Below are 22567 nucleotides of genomic sequence, written 5' to 3'. Positions count from 1 at the left end.
TGTCCGTTTCACACCTTGTCCCATCGGGTTCTCCATTTATTGGGGGGAAATGTGTAAACCATATTCAGGACGGGACACTCTGCTGAAAAAGGGCCATGGCGACATGGCCCTTTTTTGTTATCCTTGCGCCCCTCAAATTTGTCGGAGGCCAAGGTGAACCGTTTTGCTCTCGCCCGCCGGGAAGCAGCTTTCTGCCTGCTGCTGACCCTGTTCTACTTCTTTGCCTGGTATGGCACCGCCTATTTTATCCCGCCCCAGCTGGAGTTGTGGGGGCTGCCGCTGTGGTTCCTGCTCAGTTGCATGGTGATGCCGCTGCTGTTCATTCTGCTCTGCGCCCTGATGGTGAACCGGCTGTTTGTGGAGATCCCCCTCGATACCCACTCCCCTTCAGGCAAGGAGTCATCCCATGAATCTTGAGTTGATGCTGCCGCTCGTCATCTATCTGGTGCTGGTGCTAGGGGTGGGTTTCTGGGCCAGCCGCCATCGCGCGCAAGGCAACTTCGTGCAGGAGTACTTCATCGGCAACCGCAGCATGGGCGGGCTGGTGCTGGCGATGACGCTAGTGGCCACCTACACCTCGGCCTCCTCCTTTATCGGTGGGCCGGGCGCGGCCTACAAGATCGGTCTGGGCTGGGTGTTGCTGGCGATGATCCAGCTGCCCACCGTCTGGCTCACTCTGGGGGTGCTTGGCAAGAAGTTCGCCATCATCGCCCGCCGGGTCAATGCGGTGACCATCAACGACATGCTGTGGGCCCGCTATCAGAGCAAGGCGGTGGTGATCCTCGGCTCCGTTACTATCATCCTCGCCTTTATCGCGACCATGGTGGTGCAGTTTATCGGCGGCGCCCGCCTGCTGGAGACCGCTACCGGCCTCTCCTACCAGCAGGGGTTGATGCTGTTTGCCAGCTGCGTACTGCTCTACACCATCATCGGCGGCTTCCGCGCCGTGGTGATGACCGATGCCCTGCAGGGGATCATCATGCTGATCGGCACCGGCGCCCTGCTGGCAGGAATTCTGATTGCCGGTGACGGCCTGCCAAACCTTATCCACCAGCTAAGGGAGATCGATCCCAAGCTGGTGAGCCCGCAAGGGGCAGGCGACATGCTGACCCAGCCCTTTATGTTGAGCTTCTGGATCCTGGTCTGTGTCGGGGTGGTGGGGCTGCCCCACTCGGCGCTGCGCTGCTTTGGCTATCGCGACAGCAAGGCGCTCCATCGCGGCATTCTGATCGGCACCGTTGTCAGCGCCCTGCTGATGTTCGGCATGCATCTGGCGGGCGCCCTTGGCCGCGCCATCCTGCCCGGCATGGACAGCCCGGACAAGATCATGCCCTCCCTGATGATGGAAGTGCTGCCCCCCTGGCTGGCCGGGGTCTTTCTGGCGGCGCCGATGGCGGCCATCATGTCCACCATCGACTCCCAGCTGATCCAGGCTTCCGCCACTCTGGTGAAGGATCTCTATCTCAACTATCTGAGTCCAAAGCAGGAGAAGCTGGAAGTGCGCATCCCCCGCCTCTCCCTGCTCTGTACCCTGATCCTCGGCACTCTGGTGCTGCTGGCGGCGTTGCAACCGCCCGAGATGATCATCTGGCTCAACCTGCTCGCCTTTGGCGGATTGCAAGCGGTGTTCCTCTGGCCACTGGTGCTCGGCCTCTACTGGTCGCGGGCCAACGGCCCGGGCGCACTGGCCAGCATGGTCAGCGGCATCGTCAGTTATGGGGTACTGAGTCAGTGGGGGATCAAACTGGCTGGCCTGCACGCCATCGTGCCAAGCCTTACACTGGCGATGGTGGTCTTTGTCACGGTCAGCCTGCTGACGGCACCGCCCTCGCGGGAAGTGCGCGAACTTTTCGGGCAGAAATAATAAAAATATAAATTAGGGGTTCCAAAACTATCCCCAAATAGGTGTTTTCCGGTTAAACTGTGCGCCAAGTCACAGAACGTAGCCGCTGTATGCCCGTTAAAGCCACTCGACAAGTCGTTACTCAAGCCCTGCAGCGGCTCGGTTATGCCCTGCTGCTGCCCGTCTCCATCCTGCCGATGGCGGCGCTGATCTACCGGCTTGGGCAACCCGACGTGCTCGATTTGGCGGTGCTCTCCCTCACCGGTCAGGCGATCTTCAGCCAGATGCCGCTTATCTATGCGGTGGCGATCGCCTTTGGCCTGAGTCGGCAAGAGCTGGGCGGACAGACGCTGGCGGGTGCGGTCAACTTCCTGCTGCTCAGCACAGCTTTCAATACGCTGGCCCCCAACCTGCACGCCGACATGATCTGCGGCCTGCTGGCGGGACTCACCACCGCCATTATCTATCCCTGGGTTCACCAGCAAACGCTACCCCGCTGGCTGCAGATCGCCAGGGGGGAGTTTCCCAGCCTGCTGGTGTCGGCCTTGGCCTGCCTGATGATCGCCATCCCCCTCTCGCTGCTGTGGCCGCCACTGGAGCGCGGGCTGACCCTGCTCACCTCCGAGCTGCTTACCACGCCGTTTGGCGCCTTCTGCTACGGCACCCTCAACCGCTTGCTGATCCCGCTCGGGCTCCATCAGGTATTGGGCAGCGTCATCGGCCTTGGCGAGAGCAACCTGCAGGCGCTAGCCACCGCCCAACCCCTTCATGAAGGGTATGTGGCCGGTCTCTACCCCATCATCATGTTCGGCCTGCCGGGCGCCTGTTTTGCCATCTGGCTGCACCGCCAACGGATGCAGCGGCTGCCACAGGGCGGGCTGCTGCTCACCCTGGCGCTCACCTCGGCACTGGTGGGTATCACAGAGCCTATCGAATTTTTGTTCGCCTTTACAGCCCCCTGGCTGTTTCTCGCCCACGCCCTGCTGACCGGACTGTCGCTGGCGGTCTGTAGCGGGCTGGGGATCAAGGTGGGCAGTTACTTCTCCGCCGGTCTGCTGGATCTGGTGCTGAGCTATCAGGCTGGGGAGCACAGCTTCTGGCTCATTCCGGTCGGTATCCTGTTCTTCGTCGCCTACACCTTGCTGTTCTATCAGCTACTGGAGCGCGCCCCCCTCAGCATGCCGAGCAAGCCCATCGCAGTGGAGCATCCGCGCCTTGCCAGCGTTGCCCCCTCAGACCCGCAGATGCTGGCGATCCAGTATCTCAAGGTGCTGGGCGGAATGGACAATCTGGTGGCGATGAGCGTCTGCATCACCCGCCTCAGCCTGCGGGTGCGCGATATTTCACTGGTGGATCAATCCCGCCTGCTGGGCCTGGGCTGCCTCTCCTGGATCCAGCTCAACGACCACCAGCTGGTGCTGGTGCTGGGCCCCAGCGCCAGCCTGATTGAAGGGCAGATCCGCATGCTGGCGGAGCGCCAGTCGGTCCCCCTCGGGCTCAAACCCAATCAGGAGTCGGCAAGCCAGAGCAGCTGGTAACTCAGGCGAACGGCAACCGCTCGGCCACGAAATCCATCAGGGTGCGCAGGGCGGGAGCCAGATGCTCCCGACTCGGATAGATAAGGTAAAACGGGTTGGCCGGAATGGGCTGATCCGGCAACACCTTCTGCAATCGCCCCGCAGCCAAATCCCCTTCACAGACATGGTGGGGCAACAGAGCAATCCCCCCGTCATGGAGCGCCATCTCCCGCAGCGCCAGCAAGCTGTTGCTGACACAGGCCCCCTGCGGCCGCCAGCCTCCCTCTTGCAATGGCCACACCGGCATGGCCGAGTGCACCAGACAGGCATAGCGGCCCAGCTCGCTCAACTGTTGCGGCATGCCGTGGGCCGCCAGATAGGCAGGTGCGGCCACCAGATGGCGTGCCACCTGACCGATGCGCCGACAGATGAGGCTGGAGTCTTTCAGCGGCGCCGCCCGCAGCGCCAGATCGTAACCCTCCCCCACCAGATCGAGCTGTTCGTCACTCAGGGTCAGCTCCAGCACCACTTCGGGATAGAGAGCGCGAAACTCGGCGAGGATCCGGCCAAGCAGCAGGGTGCCGGTCGCCTCGGGGGCAGTGATCCGCACCCGCCCCGCCGGGGCAGAGCGCAGCCGTGCCATCGCCAGATTGGCACTGCGGGCCAGTGCCAGCAGCCCCTGACAGTGCTCCACATAGAGTTCCCCCTGCGGGGTCAGGCTCAACCTGCGGGTGGTGCGCTGCAACAGCCGCACCCCGAGCTGGGATTCGAGCCGCGAGATCTTCTGGCTCACCGACGACTTGGGCATACCAAGCAGCTCGGCGGCCCGGGTAAAGCTCCCCTGCTCCACCACGGTGGCAAACAGTCCCATCAACTCCAGATCGACATTGTTCATATATTCAAACAGTCTTTACTGATTACCCATCTTAATCTTGATAATCAACCAGACTAGAGTGAGTGGCAATCCCGAACACAGCGATTTGAAAGGAAAAACCATGAAAGCCATTGCCCTGACTCACTATCTGCCAAGCGACCACCCCGACTGCTTTATCGCCGCCAACCTGCCCGATCCGGTTCCGAGTCCGCGGGATCTGCTGGTGCGGGTCACCGCCACCTCCGTCAATCCGGTGGATACCAAGGTGCGTTCCCCCAAGGCCAAAATTGAAAGCTCGCCCCGGGTACTGGGCTGGGATGCGGTGGGGGAAGTGATCGCCACCGGCAGCGAAGTGACCCTGTTCAAGGCGGGCGACCGGGTGTGGTATGCCGGCGATATCAGCCGTCCGGGCAGCAACAGCGCCCTGCAACTGGTGGATGAGCGCATCGCCGCCATCGCCCCCACCAGCTTGAGCGATGTGGAGGCCGCCGCCCTGCCGCTGACCGCCATCACCGCCTGGGAGACCCTGTTCGAGCGCTTTGCCCTCACCCGCGAGAGCCGTGGCAAACTGCTGATCATCGGCGGCGCCGGTGGCGTAGGCTCCATCGCCATCCAGCTGGCTCGCCAGCTCACCGGCATGGAGGTGATTGCGACCGCCTCCCGCCCCGAGAGCCGCGAGTGGTGCCTCGAGATGGGCGCCCATCAGGTCGTGAACCACCACAAGTTGCAGGAGGAGCTGACCGCCCTTGGCATCACCCAGGTCGATGCCATCTTCTGCACCAACGCCACCGCCGAGCACTGGGCCACCATGGCCGGGCTGATCCGCCCGTTTGGCCATATCTGTACCATCGCCGAATCGAGCGAGCCGTGGGATCTCTCCCTGCTCAAGAGCAAGAGCGCCACCTTCAGCCAGGAGTTCATGTTCACCCGCTCCCTGTTCCAGACGCCGGACATGATCGAGCAGCACCGCCTGCTCGGCCGGGTGGCGGCACTGGTCGATGAAGGGGTATTGCAGACCACCCTGACCAGAACCATCTCGTCACTGACCCCGATCACGCTGGCTCAGGCCCATGCCGAGGTGGAAGCGGGCCGTATGGTTGGCAAGCTGGTGATCGACATGAGCAGCTTTGCCAACTAAGCCCTCAAACGCACCATGATGGGATAAGTTCACCAAGGAGATGCCCCAAACGGGCACAACCAGCGGCACTCATGACAGCCAGTAGCAGGCCAACGTCCAACAATCAGCCAAAAAAGAGGCCATTTCGCGAGAAATGGCCTGAATACCTGAACATTGGGGTAACAATCACACACATATCCTTATGCAGGACATATTAGTCTTTGCATCTGGCGTGCCAACAGCAGCATGAATGCGCCAAAACGGCGTCAGTACATCCTTGAGCAAGGTGCCGACCTTGCTCTTTTTTTGTCTGGCAGACTGTTTACCAGGCAAAGGAGTGCAGATAAAAAAATGCCACCCGAGGGTGGCAGTGAAAGATGACGGAACTTGAGCAAAGCGTTCAGCGAAAACCGGTCGTCTTCGCCTGCATAGAGCAATACAGGAACCGTGCCAATCCGGCAAAAGCCCCCGTATCCCTCCACGTCATGGGCAAACCACGACAGCACTGCCCCATGATGGTAGAATCTCGCGGTTTCACATTTATGAAGAGTCGACGCCATGCCCTGGATACAAATTCGAATCAACGCCACTGCCAAGACCGCAGACAAGGTGAGCAACATGCTGCTGGGGCGTGGTGCCCAGGCGGTGACCTTTATGGATGCCAAGGATGTGCCCGTCTATGAACCCATGCCGGGCGAAACCCCGCTGTGGGGCGAGACCGAAGTGATGGGGCTGTTTGACGCCGAAACCGATCCGGCCCCCACCATCGCCTTCTTCCAGCAGATCTTCGGTGAAGACGTGGGCTACAAGGTGGAGCAGCTGGAGGACAAGGACTGGGTGCGCGAGTGGATGGATCACTTCCACCCGATGCAGTTTGGCGAGCGGCTCTGGATCTGCCCGAGCTGGCGCGACGTGCCAAACCCCGATGCGGTCAACGTCATGCTGGATCCGGGTCTGGCCTTCGGTACCGGTACCCACCCCACCACCGCGCTTTGCCTGCAGTGGCTGGACGGGCTGGATCTGGCCGGTAAAACCGTGGTCGACTTTGGCTGCGGCTCCGGCATCCTCGGCATCGCCGCCCTGAAACTGGGTGCCGCCCGCGTCATCGGCATCGACATCGACCCGCAGGCGATTCAGGCCAGCCGCGACAACGCTGCACGCAACGGCGTCGCCGACCAGATTGAACTCTATCTGCCGGCCGACCAGCCACAAGACGTCGAAGCGGACGTGGTAGTCGCCAACATTCTGGCCGGCCCGCTGCGCGAACTGGCGCCGCTGATCGCCGGCCACGGCAAGCCCGGCAGCCTGATGGCCCTCTCCGGCGTGCTGGAGAGCCAGGCTCCGGAGCTGGAAACCATCTACGGCCAGTGGTTCGAGATGGACCCGACCGCCGTCAAGGAGGAGTGGTGCCGCCTCTCTGGCCGCAAACACGCCTAAACATAGCTCCCGCTCTCAAGGCGGCAAGTCAGCATCTTTATTAAACAAGAGCACCCGCGGGTGCTCTTGTTGTTTCTCCCTTTTCTCACTCTGGGGGAAGGTTCACGCTTCTCTGGCCAATGAGGGATTAACATCGTTCCTCCACATCATTGAGGCCCTGCCATGACCGAATACCAGAAGATGATCAGCAGCCAACCGTACAACTGCATGGCACCCGAGTTGGCCCAGTTGCGCCGGGAGGCGGCACGGCGCTATCGCCGTTTCAATCAGGCAGAAGAGGAGGCAGAGCTGCGGGCACTACTGGCGGAGCTGATTGGCGAACTGGCAGAGAACGCCTTTATCTGCCCGCCCCTCTACTGTACCTATGGCCGCCACATCCACCTGGGCAAGGACTCCTACATCAATATGGGGGCTACCCTGCTGGACAATGCCCCCATTCGCATCGGCGCCCATGTGATGATTGGGCCAAATGTGCAGATCTATACCGCAGCCCATGCGCTGGAGGCCGACGAACGGATTCAGGGAACAGAGACGGCGCTGCCGGTCACCATTGAAGACAAGGTCTGGATTGGGGGCGGCGCCATCTTGCTGCCCGGTGTAACCATAGGGCGAGAGGCGATCGTCGGCGCGGGTGCCGTAGTCACCAAAGATGTACCGGCCGGAGCTCGGGTAGTCGGCAGCCCGGCCCGGATCCTGCCAGCCAAAAACAGGGCATAAGGCTGCCAACCGGGTTGTATGCCGATATCGCCATCAGCTCACAACAGCCCCGACACCCCATAAAAAATAAAGCCCAATGTCACGAAGACGTTGGGCTGTTAAAAGGTGCTACGGAATTGCGACTCTCATCGCAGAAAAATTAGAAGGAGTGCCCTTCTAAACTGGCAGGGAGATATTAGCGAATGCGCAAACGTTTTACATAGTGAAATACCACAGGATTGCGAGGTACATCGCACTATTTAAATAATTACCTGCTATGGTGCGCGAAGCCTCTTTGAGCCATTTATTTTCCCCAATTTCTCTGGTTACTATTCACGGTTAAACAGAAAAGCCCCGATTTCTCGAGGCTTTGCTTCTCTCAACCGCAACGTGGCCGAAAAGTCAGAAACGGCGGACAAACTCATCGAGCGGCAGCTCGCGCAGTTTACGCGCTTCCAGCATGGGGGTGCCGAGGTAGAGGAAACCCACCAGCTGATCCTCTGCCGCCAGTCCCAATCCCTTGTTGATCTGCTCATCGAAGATAAACCAGCCGGAGCGCCAGATGCCGTTGAAACCCTGCGCCTGCGCCGCCATCTGCATCGCCATCAGGGCACAACCGGCAGAGAGCTCCTGCTCGAGTTTCGGCACCTTGGGGTGATCCTGATAACGGGTTGCCACGGCGACGACCAAGGGCGCCCGCAGTGGCGCTTCGCTGCACTTCTTGATGCTCTCTTCATCTTCGCCACGGGCACGGGCCGCCTCGGCCAGCAGCTTGCCCAGCCGCTCACGCCCCTCCCCTTCAAACAGAATGAACTGCCAAGGGGTCAGGGTGCCGTGATCCGGCGCGCGCAGGCCCGCCTTGAGGATATTGTCGAGCACCTCACCGCTCGGGGCGGGATCGGCGAGACGGCCACAGGAGTGGCGATTGAGCAACAGGGTGAGGGCATCCATGGGCAATTCCTTCTCTGGGGCAATGATGGCGCTACCTTAGCACAGCACCGAATGAAGAAAACCCCTGAGGCTCAGGGGTTTATCGCACTATAAAGGACAAGAGGGCACAGTTTGCTAGATGAGCGCAGCCAGCTCGGCCCCTTGCCGGATGGCGCGCTTGGCATCCAGCTCGGCAGCCACGTCGGCTCCGCCGATGATATGCACCGGCTTGCCTGCCGCCTGCAACCCGGCCTGCAGTTCTTTAAGGGGCTCCTGCCCGGCGCAGACGATAACCTGATCCACCGGCAGACACTGCTTGGTCTCGCCCACCTGAATGTGCAAGCCCTCGTCATCGATCCCCAGATATTGCACCCCGGAGAGCATCTGCACCTTGCGGTTCTTGAGCACGGTACGGTGGATCCAGCCGGTGGTCTTGCCAAGTCCGTCACCCACCTTGCTCTCCTTGCGCTGGAGCAGCCAGATCTGGCGCTCGGGGGCGTCGATTTCAGGAGCCGTGAGGCCACCGCGCTCGCCAAGCTGTTTGTCGATGCCCCACTCCTTGAGCCAGTGATCACGGTGCCCATCGGCATCCATCTCCACTTTCTTCTCTACCAGATACTCAGCTACATCGAAGCCGATGCCGCCGGCACCGATCACCGCCACCTTCTGGCCGACCGGTTTGTGATCCCGCAATACATCAAGATAACTCATCACCTTGGGATGTTCGATGCCCGGAATATTGGGGGTGCGCGGACGAATACCGGTAGCGAGGATCACCTCGTCAAAACCGCCGCCGAGCAGGCTCTCGGCACTCTGGCGCTGGCCGAGATAGAGCTCGACGCCGCACTTCTCCAGCCGTTTGGCGAAATAGCGCAGGGTTTCGTGAAACTCCTCCTTGCCCGGGATCTGCTTGGCGAAGTTGAACTGGCCGCCGATTTCGCTGGCCTGATCGAACAGGCTCACCTGATGACCGCGCTCGGCAGCGTAGCAGGCAAATGCCAGCCCGGCCGGGCCCGCCCCCACGACCGCCAGTTTTTTGGGCTGGGGCACGCGGCCAAAGGTCAGCTCGGTCTCGAAACAGGCGCGAGGATTGACCAGACAGGAGGCGCGCTTCTGCTTGAACACATGGTCGAGGCAGGCTTGATTGCAGGCGATGCAGGTGTTGATCTCGTCCGCCCTATTTTCGGCCGCCTTGATGACAAATTCGGGATCCGCCAGGAAGGGGCGCGCCATGGAGACCATGTCCGCCTCGCCCCCCGCCAGAATCCGCTCGGCCACCTCGGGAGTGTTGATCCGGTTGGTGGTGATAAGCGGCACCTTGAGGTGCTTTTTCAGCTCGGCGGTCACCCAGCTGAAAGCGCCGCGCGGCACGCTGGTGGCGATGGTGGGAATACGCGCTTCGTGCCAACCGATGCCGGTGTTGATGAGGGTCACCCCCACCGCTTCCAGCGCTTTGCCAAGGGCGATCACCTCTTCCAGGGTCGAGCCCTGCTCCACCAGATCCAGCATGGAGAGGCGGAAGATAATGATGAAGTCGGTGCCGACCCGCTCGCGGATGGCGCGAACAATCTCCACCGGGAAGCGCATCCGGTTTTCGCTGCTGCCGCCCCAGCCATCGGTGCGCTTGTTGGTGCGCTCGCAGATGAACTGGTTGATGAGATAGCCTTCCGAGCCCATCACCTCGACGCCGTCATAACCAGCCGCCTTGGCCAGCGCGGCTGTAGCCGCGAAGTCGCGGATGGTGCCGCGGATCTGCCGCTCGCTCATGGCGCGCGGTTTGAATGGGGAGATGGGGGCCTTGAGGGCGCTCGGGGCCAGACTGAAGGGATGGTAGGCGTAACGACCGGCATGGAGGATCTGCAGCGCAATCTTGCCCCCCTCCTGATGCACGGCGCTGGTCACCTTCTTGTGCTTGCTCACCTGCCAGGGAAAGCTCAGCTGAGAACCGTGAGGCACCAGCCGACCGCGCAGGTTGGGGGCGATACCGCCGGTGACGATAAGGCCAACGCCACCACGGGCTCGCTCGGCATAAAAGGCGGCCAGCTTGTCAAAACCGCCCTTCTCCTCTTCGAGGCCGGTATGCATGGAGCCCATCAAGACGCGGTTGCGCAGCTGGGTAAAACCAAGGTCTAGCGGGGTCAGCAGGGTCGGATAGCGGCTCACGATGCCTCCAGTTAATTTTTTGTTATCAAACTGAGGCTAGAGTAAAGAATCGAAAATTCTTTTTCAAACAAATGTTTGGACAATTTTTCAGCGAACAGCCGTGCCCTGAACGAAGATAGGCGGGATCCGCCAGTCGGAAATGGCAATTTCGCCCGCAACTGGTTAATAATGGCTCTTCTCTACCCATTAACAGGGCGATAACGCGACTATGTCTATTTTCAAAGGTCTGGGTTGGTTGTTCCGCAGCCTGTGGCGCCTGCTCAATTTCACCCGGCTGATGCTGGTCAATCTGCTGTTTCTCATCGTAGTGCTGGTCATCGTCTTCAGCGTCAGCCAGAAAGAGGCCCCCAAGGCGCCCATCGAAGGGGCGCTGACCCTCAATCTCAACGGCGTGCTGGTGGAGCAACGCTCCCAGACAGATCCCACCGTACAACTGCTGCGCCAGATGGACAGCAGCGACGAGCAGCCAAGCGAGATCGTCCTCTCCGACCTGCTGTGGGCCATCAAGAGTGCCAAGGATGACGAGCGCATCAAGGCGCTGGTGATCAAGCCGCAAGGGCTGCAGGGAGCCAACTTCACCAAACTGCAGGAGGTGGCGAGCGCCATCGACTCCTTCCGGGAGAGCGGCAAACCGGTGATCGCCATGGCCGACTTCTACACTCAGGGGCAATACCTGCTGGCGGCCCACGCCGATCATGTGCTGCTCAACCAGAGCGGCGCCGTGGTGATCGAGGGGCTTGGTGTCTACCAGACCTACTTCAAGTCGGCGCTGGAGAAGCTCAACATCACCCCGCATGTATTCAAGGTCGGCACCTACAAATCCTTCGTCGAGCCCTATACCCGCGACGAGATGTCCCCCGAGAGCAAAGAAGCGAACCAACGCTGGCTGGATCAGCTGTGGCAATCCTATGTGGCCGATGTCGCCGAGCAGCGGGAGATCGAACCCGATGCAGTCGCGCCGGGCAAGGATCGCTTCCTCGAGCTGCTGCGCAAGGCCGGTGGCAATGCCGCCAACTACGCCCTCGATAACGGGCTGGTGGATCAGCTGGCGACACGCGACGAGATGACCCAGGCGGTCATTAAAGAGGTGGGTGAAGCGGACGACCACGGCTGGAAAGGGGTCGGCCTGAAAGAGTATCTGGCTGCCATTCCGGAACAATATCCCCAGAGCGGCAAGGATGAGGTGGGTCTGGTGGTCGCCAGCGGCGCCATCATGGATGGCGTGCAGCCTGCCGGCACCATCGGCGGCGACAGCCTCTCCGACCTGCTGGCCGATGCCCGCCGCGATGACAAGGTCAAAGCCGTGGTCCTGCGGGTCGACAGCCCGGGCGGCAGCGCCTTCGCCGCCGAGCAGATCCGCGCCGAGCTGCTGGCCCTGAAACAGGCAGGCAAACCGGTAGTGGTCTCCATGGGCAGCTATGCCGCCTCCGGTGGCTACTGGATCTCCGCCGATGCGGACAAGATCTTCGCCTCACCGACCACCCTCACCGGCTCCATCGGGGTGTTCGGCATGTTTGCCACCATCGACAAGGCGTTGGCCCAGTTCGGTGTCCATACCGACGGGGTCGGCACCACAGATTACGTCGGCGTCGGCCCGACCCGCGCCTTGCCGGATCACATCGGTCAGGCAATCCAGCTGAGCGTGGAAGATACCTACCAGCGCTTCATCGGTCTGGTCAGCAAGGGCCGCGGCCTGAGCCCGGAAGAGGCCGAGAAAGCGGCCGAAGGTCGGGTCTGGACCGGCGAAGATGCCAAGGCCCTGGGGCTGGTGGACGAGTTCGGCAATCTGGATGACGCCATCAAGGCCGCCGCCGAGCTGGCCAACCTCAAAGAGTGGCAGGTGACCCCCATCGAGCAGGAGGAGTCCACCAAGGACAAGTTCCTGCGCCAGCTGTTTGACAGCAGTGCCCAAGTGCTGGCCCCCCAGTTGCAAAGCTGGCTGCCGGCTGGATTTGGCAAGGCCTTGGTGGAAGTGAACCGCAGTCTCGACCCGCTCACCCGCTTCAACGACCCACAAGGCACCTACGCCTTCTGCCCGGTCTGCGTGCAGTAAGCAAGCTGCGAATGCCCCATAAAGAAAACGGCAACCATCTGGTCGCCGTTTTCTTTATTCAGCCAGTGCGCGCGGCACCGCCAACTTGCTCAATCAGGGATTGAGACGGGTCGGCATACCGGTACGCTGTTCCAGCACCTGCTTGACCACGTTGGAGTCAGACTCGGCGTGGGCGATGAAACGGGTGATGGCCGGTGTCATCGGGAGCGGCACGGAGGCGGTGGAGTTGAACTCCTCCTCGGTGCGCGACAGCGGCTCATGTACTTCCATGTAGCGACCGCCATCCGGCTCGACCGTGGTCTTGACCGGCTGGTTGACGAACTGGACGCGGGTACCGACCGGCACGTTGTCGAACAGATACTTGATGTCGTCGGCACGCAGACGTACGCAGCCGCTGCTCACCCGCAGACCGATGCCGAAGGTGGCGTTGGTTCCGTGGATGGCATAGAGGTTGCCGATGTAGAGGGCGTGCAGGCCCATGGGGTTGTCCGGGCCGGCTGGCCAGACCGCAGGCAGTGTGATTCCCTTCGCGGCGTAGCGACGACGAATGTTTTCGGTCGGGGTCCAGGTCGGGTTGGCGCGCTTGCGCTCTACCTTGGTGATCCAGTTCTCCGGGGTGTTCACCCCCAGCTGACCGATGCCGATGGGCAATACCTGTACCACGTTCTTCCCTTTCGGATAGTAGTAGAGGCGCATCTCGGCAACGTTGATGACGATCCCTTCGCGGGGCGCGTTGGGCAGGATCAACTGGTGAGGGATGATCAGGGTGCTGCCCGCTTTGGGCAGATAGGGATCAACGCCCGGGTTGGCTTCCATGATATTGGTCAAACCCAACTGAAACTCGGAGGCAATCTGCTCCAGCGGACGATTGTCCGCAGGCACCACATATTCCAGATTCTCACCGATCAGACGGCTGTTGGCCGCAGGCAGACGGTACTCGACGGCGGCAGCCTGCTGGCTGATCAGCGCAAGTGTGCATAAAAGGGCCGAAGCGGCAGTGCGAAGGGGGTTCATAAAATTCCTGTGTGGTTTCCTGTACCAAATGGGCCGGAGGCCATCTTATCTTCGGTCTGCCGGTGGCGGGTCAACCTGCACCACGGCGCCAAATAACCGAGCGCGCATTCTTTCCCGAGTCGGCCAAAATTTCAACTTCCATATGTTGCTTTTCTTGTTAAAAGTGGCCGTTTTCGGTGTGATGCTTATCAACAGAGCAAAAGCCCCCTTGGCAAGTCGCCATTGAAAGAGAGATGTACAGCATAGCCCCCTCTCTGCGGACCAACCCCGCCCCCGTAGACCACAGCGCTGTGCCACCTGGTGTCACGGTTGCAGCCCTAGCTGAAACGTTTGTCACCTCGGAGGAGATAGGCCAATGTTGACTGTGGCACTTTCATTGGAGCGAAAAGGGGGAAAATAGCGCTTCGACTACAGCAGGGACTGGCTGCCGCCATAAAAAAACCGCTCCGAAGAGCGGTTAATGGAGCCACCAGGCAACCATAAAAGGGACTTCAAGCGTTGTCATTGGAATTACTGGACGGCCGCCTCCCCCGCACCACTCTGCTCCTTGAGGAAGCTGATCCAGGGGGATGCCCGACCGCTGACGTTGCCATTCTGAGCCGCCTGGGTGAAGGCGTTGAGTGCCTCCTTCGGCTTTTGTTGCTCAAAATAGGCGACCCCGGTCAGGAACTTCAGATCCGCCCGCTGTTCACCATTGGCATTGGCTGCCGGTTTGGCGGCCAGCGCCACCAGATCCTGATAGCGCTTGCTCTGGATCATCATGCGCGCCATTTTCAGCTGCAATTCGGCGCTCGGGGCCAGCTGGTAGGATTTGGCCAGGGTGTCGATGGCCGGATCCAGCTCCTTGGCCTGATGCCAGTAGTTGGCCAGGGTCTTGTAGTTGCTGGCGCTCTGCTCAATCACCCCGTCCTTCATCCCCTTCTCCATCACCCGTGCGGCGCGATGAGGAATGCCGGTGAAGGCGAGGTAGTTGGCGAGGCGCTGCAGCTCGGCGGCCTCGGTCAACATGCCGAGGTTATAGGCCGACTCCAGCGCAGCCAGCGCCTTGGCATCGTTGCCTGCCTGCATATGCATGGCAGACAGCTGGGTCCAGTACTTCTTCTTCTCCGGGAACATGTTGACCAGAGAGGTCAGCACCTCGGTCGCCGGTTTGTACTGTTTCAGCTCGTAGTGAGCCCCCATCTTCAGCAGATACCAGGACTCCGGCGCTTTACCTGCCGACAGCTTGATCGCCTGATCCACTGCCGGGATCGCGTCACGGTACTGCTTGAGCTGCACGTGGGCGTTGGCCAGCGTGATATAGGCATGGGAGTTGGGCTTGTCATCCTTGCCCTGGTTGGCAAACCACTCCTTCATGGTCTTGATCGAGCCCTGATAATTACCCTCAGCCATATAGAGCTGGGCCAGGTTGTAGCGCACCTGCTGGGCCACCGGTGGCGGCAGGCCGCCTGTCGCGATGGCATCGGCAAAGTACTTGGTCGCCTGACCGTATTTCTCCTGCTGGGCGGCCACGAAACCGAGGGTCTGCAATATGACCCCCTTGTCGTAGACCCGCTCGCCCGCGCCGGAGAGCGCATCTTGCAGCTTGGCATTGGCCTCACCGTATTTCTTCTCGGTGATCAGCTCCTGCGCCTTGTTGACCGCCCGATAGGCCCGATCCGACAGGGCCGGCTGCTCGGCGGCCCAACTGGCGGTGCTGAGCAGCACCGCCATGGCGACCGGGGCGAGGATCATCTTGTGTAACTTGTTCATCGCCACCTTCCTTAGTTGACCGCAAACTCGATCTCTTGCTGCATACGGCTCGCCTGCGGCTTGCCATCCACCATGGCCGGTTTGAACGTCCACTTGGCGATGGTTTTGCGCGCCTCTTTGCCGAGGTCATAGCTGCGCGGCTCTTCCTTGACGATCCGCACGTTGCTGACGGTGCCGCGCTCGGTGACGGTGAACTCCACCAGCACCTTGCCGGAGGCCAGCCCCGCCAGTGCCGCCTTGCGGGGCATCATAGGCTCGAAGGTTGCCAGCGGAATGGCGCCGTTGTTGCCACCCACTCCGCCACCACCACCGCCGGTGCTGTAGGCACCCAGCGCGTTGCCTCCACCGATATTGACCGGGATGTCGAGCTTGGGCATGTCCATCGGCGCGCTCTCCATCTTCGGCCGATCCGTGCTGGCCACCTCCATCTCGGGAGGCGGTGGCGGACGCTTGGGCGGCGGCGGTTTGGGCAGCTCCCGCTGTTTCTCTTGCAGGGTCTCCTGGGGCTTGAGGCGGATGAAATCGGTCATGGTGACGTCATCCTTCTCCACCAGCTCCCGGTGATCCGGTGTGATCAGCTTGTTCATTCCCAGAAACAGAAAGAACACCACCACACAGGAGACCGCCAACGATATCAGGTATCTCATAGGTCTCTCTCCGGCATCAGCTGCTCTTGTCTGCCGCGATGGAGATGTTCTGGACACCGGCCATGCGGATCTGATCCATGACCTGCACCACCAGACCGGAACGGGATTCGTTATCGGCCTGGATCACCACGGCGCTCTCCGGGTTTTCGGCCCGCAGCCGCTCGATGTTGGCGCGCACCGCCCCCACCTCGACCACCCGCTTGTCGACCCAGACCTGACCGTTTTCGCGCACCGCGACCATGATATTGCCCTTCTTCACCGTCTCGGCCGTGCTGGCACTGGGACGGTTGATCTCGACACCGGACTCCTTGACGAAGGAGGTGGTGACGATGAAGAAGATCAGCATGATGAACACTATGTCCAGCATGGGGGTCAAATCGATAGCCGCCTCGTCAGCACCGCTGTCGCTGTAACGTTTTCTCATAGCAGAAACTCCTTGCTTGTTCTGTGCCCCCGGCAGGCCATGCCTCGCCGGGGGTATGCATCCTGCATCAACCGTGTTTCAGGTTGTCTTCCAGCTTTTGCACCGCCAGTTTGGCCTTGTGATCGAGCTGGTTGACAAAAAACAGGCCGGAAAGGGCGGCGATCATGCCCGCCATGGTCGGTACCGTTGCCTTGGAGATCCCCGATGCCATCGCCCGCGGCGAACCGGTGCCTGTGATGGCCAGGGTGTCAAATACCTGCACCATCCCCACCACGGTCCCGAGCAGCCCCATCAACGGGCAGAGAGCGATCAGCACCTTGATGACCGGCATCCCCTTGTCCACCGCCATGGCAACCCGTGAGACCAGCTCGCGCCGGATCTGCTTGGCAGACCAGGAGAGATGATCGGTGCGGGCCAGCCAGGTCGCCTTGGTCTGCTTCACCTGTTTGGGGTAGACCGCCATGAAGTAGAACCAGCGCTCCAGCAACAGGGCCCACATCATCAGGGTCAGGAAGAACAGGGCGACCAGTACATCGCCCCCCAATCCCAAAAACCGGCGGACCGACTCGACTTCTTCAATCAACCAGAACCACATGGGTGACTCCTTACGCTGCGGCTTTGGAGGCGTGCAGACGTTCCTGATAACGGGCGACAAAACCGGCGCTCTGCTCTTCCAGCACCTGGATCAGACGACGGCTCTGGGTCTGCACTATGGTGTAGAGGAACAGCATGGGTACCGCGACGACCAGACCCTGCATGGTGGTCACCAGCGCCTCGGAGATACCGCCCGCCATCAGCTTGGGATCGCCGGTACCGAACAGGGTGATGGCCTGGAAGGTGGCAATCATCCCCACCACGGTACCGAGCAGGCCCAGCAGCGGCGCGACGGAGGCGATCAGCTTGATGAGGCTGATGCCCTTCTCGAACTTGGGCACGTTGCGCAGGATTATCTCGTCGAGCTTGGACTCCAGATCCTCGATGTTGTCACCGCGATGGTTCTGGTAGGCCCCCAGCATGTCACCAATGGGGTTGCCCTTGATGATCTGATCGGATTTCAGCTGCTTGCGCATGGACGAGCCGATCAGCGACAGGCGGATACCGCAGAAGATGGCCAGCAGGGTACCGATGACCCCCAATGCCAGGATCACATAACCCACGGAACCACCCTGATCGATACGCTCCTTGAGGGTCGGTGACTGCACCAGCAGGGAGAGGATCACGCCGCGAGACGGGTCGATGAAGATGGGCTTGACCCCGTCACCGCCCTGTTCAAACTCGGCGATGGGAGCCAGCACGCTCTTCTCCGGTTGACGGGAGAGCTGCTCGAACTTGCCGGTCTCCGGCACGAAGGTGAGGTACTTGCCTTCGGAGACAGTGTTGAACTCACCGATCTGGGTGACCGTCTTCTCGGCTTGGTTGCCTTCGCCGTAGACCACGGTCGCCGGGATCTGGCTCACCTTGCCACCGTCCACCATGCGGCTGAGGGTGGTGGTCCAGAACGCTTCCAGATCGTCGCTGGAGGGGAGCTCTTTACTCTCGGCCAGACGGGTCAGCAGCGCGGTCTGTTCCGGATGCTCGACCCGACGGGCTGAGGCGTTGAAGATCCCCTTGAACTCACCGGCGAACTGACGCAGTACGCCGAACATCTCGCCCATGTTGCCGGAACGCTGGCGCAGGGTTTCGGTCAGCTCGGTCAGCTGCTTGTCATTGGCATCGAAGGTCGCCTTGAGCTGCTCGCCCTTGGCGGTTTCGGCAGCCAGCTCGGCCTTGGCCTTGGCCAGCAGCGCCCCCTGCTCGTTCTTGTCAGCCAGGAAGCGGGCTTCCCGCTCCTTGTTGAGTTGGGATTCGCTCAGGCTGGAGGCCTTGACCTGATTCAGCAGCGCATTGAGATCCACCGGTTTTTCGGCGGCGGTCACCGGCAGGGTGACCAGGGTTGCTCCCGCAATCAGGGAGGCAATCGCAAGTTTGATTCCTTTCATGATGCTTTCTCCGCAGTTTGAACCGGCAGCTTGATCAGAGCGGGAGGCGCCTGCTTCTTGGCGATGCGAAGGCCCTGTTCAACCGCACTGCGATACTCCTGGGGCAACTCTTCCCACTGGCGAGTCTTCTTGTTCCACATCCCGGTCTCATTGCCATCCGGGGATTGATAGAGCAGCGCGATGCGGCCAACCCGCAGGAACTCGTAGGTCTTCTCGCTGCCATCCTTGTCCAGGCTCGCCTTGTAGGATTCGATGGTGCGGCTGAAGCCCTCCTCGATCTGGTAAGCCTCCAGGATCTTGCGGTACTTCTCGGAGATGGTGACATCAGCACGGTTCATCAGGTCGGTCAGAGCCGCCACACGGTCCTCGCGCTCGACCTTCTGGAACGGCAGATCCAGCGCCACAAACTGCTCGAGGGAGTCGATCATCTTGAGCATCAGGGGCACCACTTCGGTGCTGGTCTGATCAATCTGGGCGATCTGCTTTTGCATCGACGCCAGCTCGGCACTCTGGGACTCGACCATCTTGCTCACCTGCTCGTTGTAGGTGCGCAGACTGTCGACCTGACGCAGGGCGGCCTTGTACTGGGCCAATGCGGATTCGGCAGATTCGGCATAGCTGTCGATCTTCTGCTGGGAAACTTTTGATGCGTTGTCGGTGGCGGCTTGAGCGTCCACGGCCTGACCGGCAGTGGCGGCACTCAGATTGAAGCTGGTCAACAAGGCGGCCGAAACCAGGCTGCCAAGGAGCGCTTTCTTCATTGTAATGGTCCTTGTCTTCATAGGATTACCCTATCTCCGTAACTTCCTTGGACGTTGGGCACAGCCGGCCCGACCGGGCCGGCTGAGGTTGTATATCAACAGGGTTGATTAGAACTTCTGGGTGTAGTCGATGTAGTAGACCCGTCCGTCAATGCTGTAGAGGTATTCATCGTAGGTGTAACCATCATTTGACAGGGAAGGTCCACGGTTGAACATGTTCTTCACGCCGGTCTGGATCTTGGCATTCCAGCTGGTATCGACCGCGACGTTCAGGTTCCAGATGGTGTTGGAAGCAATATGGCCCTCTTCCTTGTCATCCACATAGTCCTGGCTCTGGGAGTCGATATAGTTGGTGCTCAGGTAGGTATCCAGATTCCACAGCTGCGGGAAGTTGGCACCGATCCCGGAGTTGAAACGGAAATCGGGTTTGCCATTCCAGCCCTTCTTGTCAACCATTGGGCCACCAGCAAACAGACCTTCCTCATATTTCAGGATGTAGCTGCTGCCAAAGTCGTATCGCAGGGTGAAGGAGTTGAAGTCGTACTTGTAGTCCGCCTTGAAGTCGATACCACTGGTCTTGAGTTGCCCCAGGTTGACCATGCCGGCATAGACCTTCTCGACATCGCCGTTGGCGTCACGAATGACGTTCGGGTTGCTGCCGGTATTGAGCTCCTGATAGAACTGGGTCTGGGTGGTAGCCAGCTGGATTACGTCATCAATCTTGATGTAGTAGTAATCGAGCGACAGGTTCAGATTGTCCAGCGGATTGTAGGCCGCCCCGATAGTGAAGGTATTGGCGGTCTCTTCCTTCAGGTTCTTGTTGGATTGGCGCGTTGTCTCGTACTGCTCTTCGGAACAGTTGGCAATACCATTGGCCTGGCAGTAGACATAGTCCTTGGCAAAATCCGCTGACTGGGCATCCGCCGCATAGAGATCATTCAGACCCGGCGCGCGGAAAGACTGGGACCAGGAGGTACGGAACATCAGCTGGTCGAGTGGCTGATAACGCAGACTCGCTTTGGGCGAGAAGGCGCTGCCAAAGTCGCTGTACTTGTCATAACGACCCGCCAGGTTCAGCTCGATCTGCTCGGTGATGGGGATCAGGCTCTCGATGTAGGTGGCAAACACATCGCGCACACCGCTACCGGAGTTGCCGGATGAACCCAGTACGTTACCCGCTTCGGACTGGCTGTCGTAGGTGTCGGAATAAACCCAATCGTTATACTCGGCACCCAGATACCAGCTGACCGGGCCAGCAGGCAGTTCGCCCATCTCCCAACCAAGACCGCCATACCACTGGAAGAAATCCATCTTGGAGTTGCGGCTGGTGGTATAAGAGAGATCCTTGGTGGCATCAGCGGAGAAGCTGCCGTTGACGAAGTTTCCACTGTTTACCTGAGTCTGAACCGCCGGCTCCAATACATAGCCATTACCAATACTCTGGTTATCTGTCTTGGAGTACATGTAACCGGCGTTCCACTCCAGATCGCCAACCGCCTCGGTCGGAACCACCCCTTCAAAACCCAGGTTCAGGGTACCGGTCAAGTCGGTCACTTCATTGTCACGGGGACCGACGTTGTTGAAGCGGTAGTAAACCGTCGCAGCCTTGGCGGTGCTAAAGTTGTTGGCAGACAGGACTGCAGCGCTTTCAGGGGTGGAGCCATCCACGGTGAAGGCACCAGCAGCAGGAGCGAAACGACCAAAACTGGTGACCCGGGAACCAATCATCTGTGGCACGAAATCCACATTGTCGTTGATATGGTAGCGGCCGTTGACATAGACGGTGTCGCGAGTACGCGAGGCGGTCTTGGCTGCGACCTGGGCAAAGTCGAAGCGGCAAGCCGTACCCTTGGTGACAAAACCGGCGCCGGTGCTTTCACAGTCGACCCCATTCAGAGTACGGGTTACGGTCTTGCCAGTTGCCGCGTCTACTCCCTTGATATTGCGACCATAGAGGCTAGGAGACTCAGCCCCCTGCTTGGCCAGATAGTCACGATCCTTGTAATAGATTTCGTCTTTGACATCATGCTCGTAGACCATCATCAGGGAACCTTTCTCACCCGAAATACCGCTGACGATGGAACCACTCTGTTCGTCACCACCTTCCTCGGTCGGTGAACCGACGCGCCCCTGGAATGACAAACCTTCAAAACCCTCTTTGAGGATCACGTTGATAACGCCACCGATGGCATCAGAACCATACAGGGCAGAGCCACCGTCCAGGTTCACTTCCACCCTCTCAACGGCCGCCATGGGGATGGTGTTGAGGTTGATGGCGGTGCCCCCCATTGAGGGAGAACCGGCGATACGCTTGCCATTGAGCAGCACCAGTGTGCGATCTTCACCAAGGCCACGCAGCCCTACGGTGGCTTGTGACTGGGCTGAGCTACCGGAGGATGGAGAGAAACCACCAAAGGAGTTGTAGGAGGCCTGTTTCAGATAATCAGCCACAGTCTGCTGGCCAGACTGTTCAATTTGGGCCTTGCTGACAGAGACAACCGGAGTCGCCCCCTCAACATCAACACGAGAGATACGGGAGCCAGTGACTTTGATTTTCTGCAGTTTTTCGACATTCTGCCCTTCTTCGGCAGATACGGATGGGGCCGCCGCAAGGCTCGCCAAGGCGAACGCAATCGCAGCAGAGATTCTGCTCTTCCTAAGCATCGCTTATATCCTTCCTGGTTGTTTATTGTTTGCTTCCTGATACCGCCCTCTTTGGAGCGATGCGTAAGGCTTATCAATCTTTGACTGGCGACGTCAATGGAGTGGGGGGATCGGGAGGGTGAGATGTGGAATAAGCGGAGTGTATTAATTTTGACCGGCATAAATAGTGAATAATTCTGCCAAAAACATCCCGCGCAATGTGAAATCGTTGTTAAAACACGTAAAAGACGCTGAATTAAAAGTTGATGAACTTATTTATTTACGTGCTGTCTCTTTATATCTTATTTCGATTTATTGGCAAAAATAAGAATAAAACTCTATTTTAATTATTATTGTGACTGACCACTCCGATGGGGGAGATAGATAAATTTGTCGAGATGATATCGTTTTCCCTTCTTTGGCAGCAGAAATAAAAACATTTAAAATTCAATCACATAAATAAACACAAGATTCAAACAAACAGCTGTTTATATTTTTTAAAATAATGTTGAGCAGTAGCGTTTTGTTTTGATTTTCACTTTTCAGATAAAAAACGTCATTTTTCGGTGTTTTTGGTCTCAGCGGGTCATTTGTCCCAGTTTTCCATTTCCTTGTACTTGATTTTTGTTGCAGAGCTTTTACAGTGGCCAAGCGGATTGTCTGCTGTTTGGCAACCAATCCAGCGCGTAATGCCAGGAAGGACAGGCCCGTCACCGG

General features: G+C 59.5%; 18 protein-coding genes. 7 read left to right on the top strand and 11 right to left on the bottom strand.

Going from position 1 to position 22567, the window contains the following annotated elements; genetic code table 11:
- Nucleotides 1–153: 153 nt before the first annotated feature.
- The 3 genes from G5195_RS18145 to G5195_RS18135 all read left to right on the top strand — a co-directional run bounded on the left by G5195_RS18145 (nt 154) and on the right by G5195_RS18135 (nt 3381).
- A complete protein-coding gene (locus tag G5195_RS18145) occupies nt 154–417 on the top strand; it encodes a YhdT family protein (protein ID WP_047438157.1) in 264 nt (87 codons plus the stop codon).
- Nucleotides 407–1864 carry a sodium/pantothenate symporter gene (panF, locus tag G5195_RS18140; RefSeq protein WP_421222392.1) on the top strand — a complete coding sequence of 486 codons (1458 nt, stop codon included), beginning with the start codon at nt 407–409 and terminating at the stop codon, nt 1862–1864. The genes G5195_RS18145 and panF overlap by 11 nt, the downstream gene beginning before the upstream one ends.
- 89 nt (nt 1865–1953) lie before the next feature.
- Nucleotides 1954–3381, top strand: a complete 1428-nt coding sequence (locus G5195_RS18135; RefSeq protein ID WP_421222394.1) for a PTS transporter subunit EIIC — start codon at nt 1954–1956, stop codon at nt 3379–3381.
- Between the two features lies 1 nt (nt 3382).
- Here G5195_RS18135 and G5195_RS18130 read toward each other — a convergent pair whose 3' ends face one another.
- Nucleotides 3383–4255, bottom strand: coding sequence for a LysR family transcriptional regulator (locus tag G5195_RS18130; protein ID WP_005358412.1), 873 nt, complete (start codon nt 4253–4255; stop codon nt 3383–3385).
- A 100-nt stretch (nt 4256–4355) separates the two neighbouring features.
- Here G5195_RS18130 and G5195_RS18125 point away from each other — a divergent pair, with 100 nt between their 5' ends.
- The 3 genes from G5195_RS18125 to G5195_RS18115 all read left to right on the top strand — a co-directional run bounded on the left by G5195_RS18125 (nt 4356) and on the right by G5195_RS18115 (nt 7505).
- Nucleotides 4356–5372, top strand: coding sequence for a zinc-binding alcohol dehydrogenase family protein (locus G5195_RS18125; RefSeq protein ID WP_421222396.1), 1017 nt, complete (start codon nt 4356–4358; stop codon nt 5370–5372).
- Between the two features lie 537 nt (nt 5373–5909).
- Nucleotides 5910–6788: a 50S ribosomal protein L11 methyltransferase gene (prmA, locus tag G5195_RS18120; protein WP_421222398.1), complete on the top strand. Its 879-nt coding sequence runs from the start codon at nt 5910–5912 to the stop codon at nt 6786–6788.
- A gap of 162 nt (nt 6789–6950) precedes the next feature.
- Complete coding sequence (locus G5195_RS18115) at nt 6951–7505, top strand: sugar O-acetyltransferase (protein WP_421222399.1); 555 nt, start codon at nt 6951–6953, stop codon at nt 7503–7505.
- Nucleotides 7506–7886: 381 nt separating this feature from the next.
- Here the strand turns inward: G5195_RS18115 and G5195_RS18110 are convergent, their stop codons facing one another.
- Both G5195_RS18110 and G5195_RS18105 read right to left on the bottom strand, forming a co-directional pair.
- Nucleotides 7887–8435, bottom strand: a complete 549-nt coding sequence (locus tag G5195_RS18110; protein ID WP_005338924.1) for an NAD(P)H nitroreductase — start codon at nt 8433–8435, stop codon at nt 7887–7889.
- A gap of 114 nt (nt 8436–8549) precedes the next feature.
- The gene (locus tag G5195_RS18105; RefSeq protein WP_421222401.1) at nt 8550–10577 is read right to left on the bottom strand and encodes an FAD-dependent oxidoreductase; all 2028 of its coding nucleotides are present in this window, start codon (nt 10575–10577) and stop codon (nt 8550–8552) included.
- A 208-nt stretch (nt 10578–10785) separates the two neighbouring features.
- Here G5195_RS18105 and sppA point away from each other — a divergent pair, with 208 nt between their 5' ends.
- Nucleotides 10786–12630, top strand: coding sequence for a signal peptide peptidase SppA (sppA, locus tag G5195_RS18100; protein ID WP_421222403.1), 1845 nt, complete (start codon nt 10786–10788; stop codon nt 12628–12630).
- Nucleotides 12631–12723: 93 nt separating this feature from the next.
- Here sppA and G5195_RS18095 read toward each other — a convergent pair whose 3' ends face one another.
- From G5195_RS18095 to G5195_RS18060, 8 genes are all read right to left on the bottom strand, one after another.
- Nucleotides 12724–13644 (bottom strand): L,D-transpeptidase family protein, encoded by a 921-nt coding sequence (locus G5195_RS18095; RefSeq protein WP_216979401.1) that lies wholly within the window; start codon nt 13642–13644, stop codon nt 12724–12726.
- A 510-nt stretch (nt 13645–14154) separates the two neighbouring features.
- Complete coding sequence (locus G5195_RS18090) at nt 14155–15396, bottom strand: tetratricopeptide repeat protein (RefSeq protein WP_167572498.1); 1242 nt, start codon at nt 15394–15396, stop codon at nt 14155–14157.
- A gap of 11 nt (nt 15397–15407) precedes the next feature.
- Nucleotides 15408–16043 carry an energy transducer TonB gene (locus G5195_RS18085; RefSeq protein ID WP_005343441.1) on the bottom strand — a complete coding sequence of 212 codons (636 nt, stop codon included), beginning with the start codon at nt 16041–16043 and terminating at the stop codon, nt 15408–15410.
- Between the two features lie 16 nt (nt 16044–16059).
- Nucleotides 16060–16467 carry an ExbD/TolR family protein gene (locus G5195_RS18080; RefSeq protein ID WP_005338933.1) on the bottom strand — a complete coding sequence of 136 codons (408 nt, stop codon included), beginning with the start codon at nt 16465–16467 and terminating at the stop codon, nt 16060–16062.
- Between the two features lie 67 nt (nt 16468–16534).
- On the bottom strand, nt 16535–17062 hold the full coding sequence (locus tag G5195_RS18075; RefSeq protein ID WP_005338936.1) for a MotA/TolQ/ExbB proton channel family protein: 528 nt from the start codon (nt 17060–17062) through the stop codon (nt 16535–16537).
- 10 nt (nt 17063–17072) lie between these two features.
- The gene (locus G5195_RS18070) at nt 17073–18446 is read right to left on the bottom strand and encodes a MotA/TolQ/ExbB proton channel family protein (protein WP_021230404.1); all 1374 of its coding nucleotides are present in this window, start codon (nt 18444–18446) and stop codon (nt 17073–17075) included.
- Complete coding sequence (locus G5195_RS18065; RefSeq protein WP_005343435.1) at nt 18443–19207, bottom strand: DUF3450 domain-containing protein; 765 nt, start codon at nt 19205–19207, stop codon at nt 18443–18445. The genes G5195_RS18070 and G5195_RS18065 overlap by 4 nt, the downstream gene beginning before the upstream one ends.
- Before the next feature lie 108 nt (nt 19208–19315).
- Nucleotides 19316–21871, bottom strand: a complete 2556-nt coding sequence (locus G5195_RS18060) for a TonB-dependent receptor (RefSeq protein WP_216951982.1) — start codon at nt 21869–21871, stop codon at nt 19316–19318.
- Nucleotides 21872–22567 lie beyond the last annotated feature (696 nt).

Origin of the sequence: Aeromonas sp. 601039 (assembly GCF_049174415.1) — a bacterium.
In the GTDB taxonomy this organism is placed as follows: Bacteria; Pseudomonadota; Gammaproteobacteria; order Enterobacterales; family Aeromonadaceae; genus Aeromonas; species Aeromonas veronii_A.
Note: the sequence above shows the minus strand (reverse complement) of the source record. Positions and strands in the feature narration are given on the sequence as shown.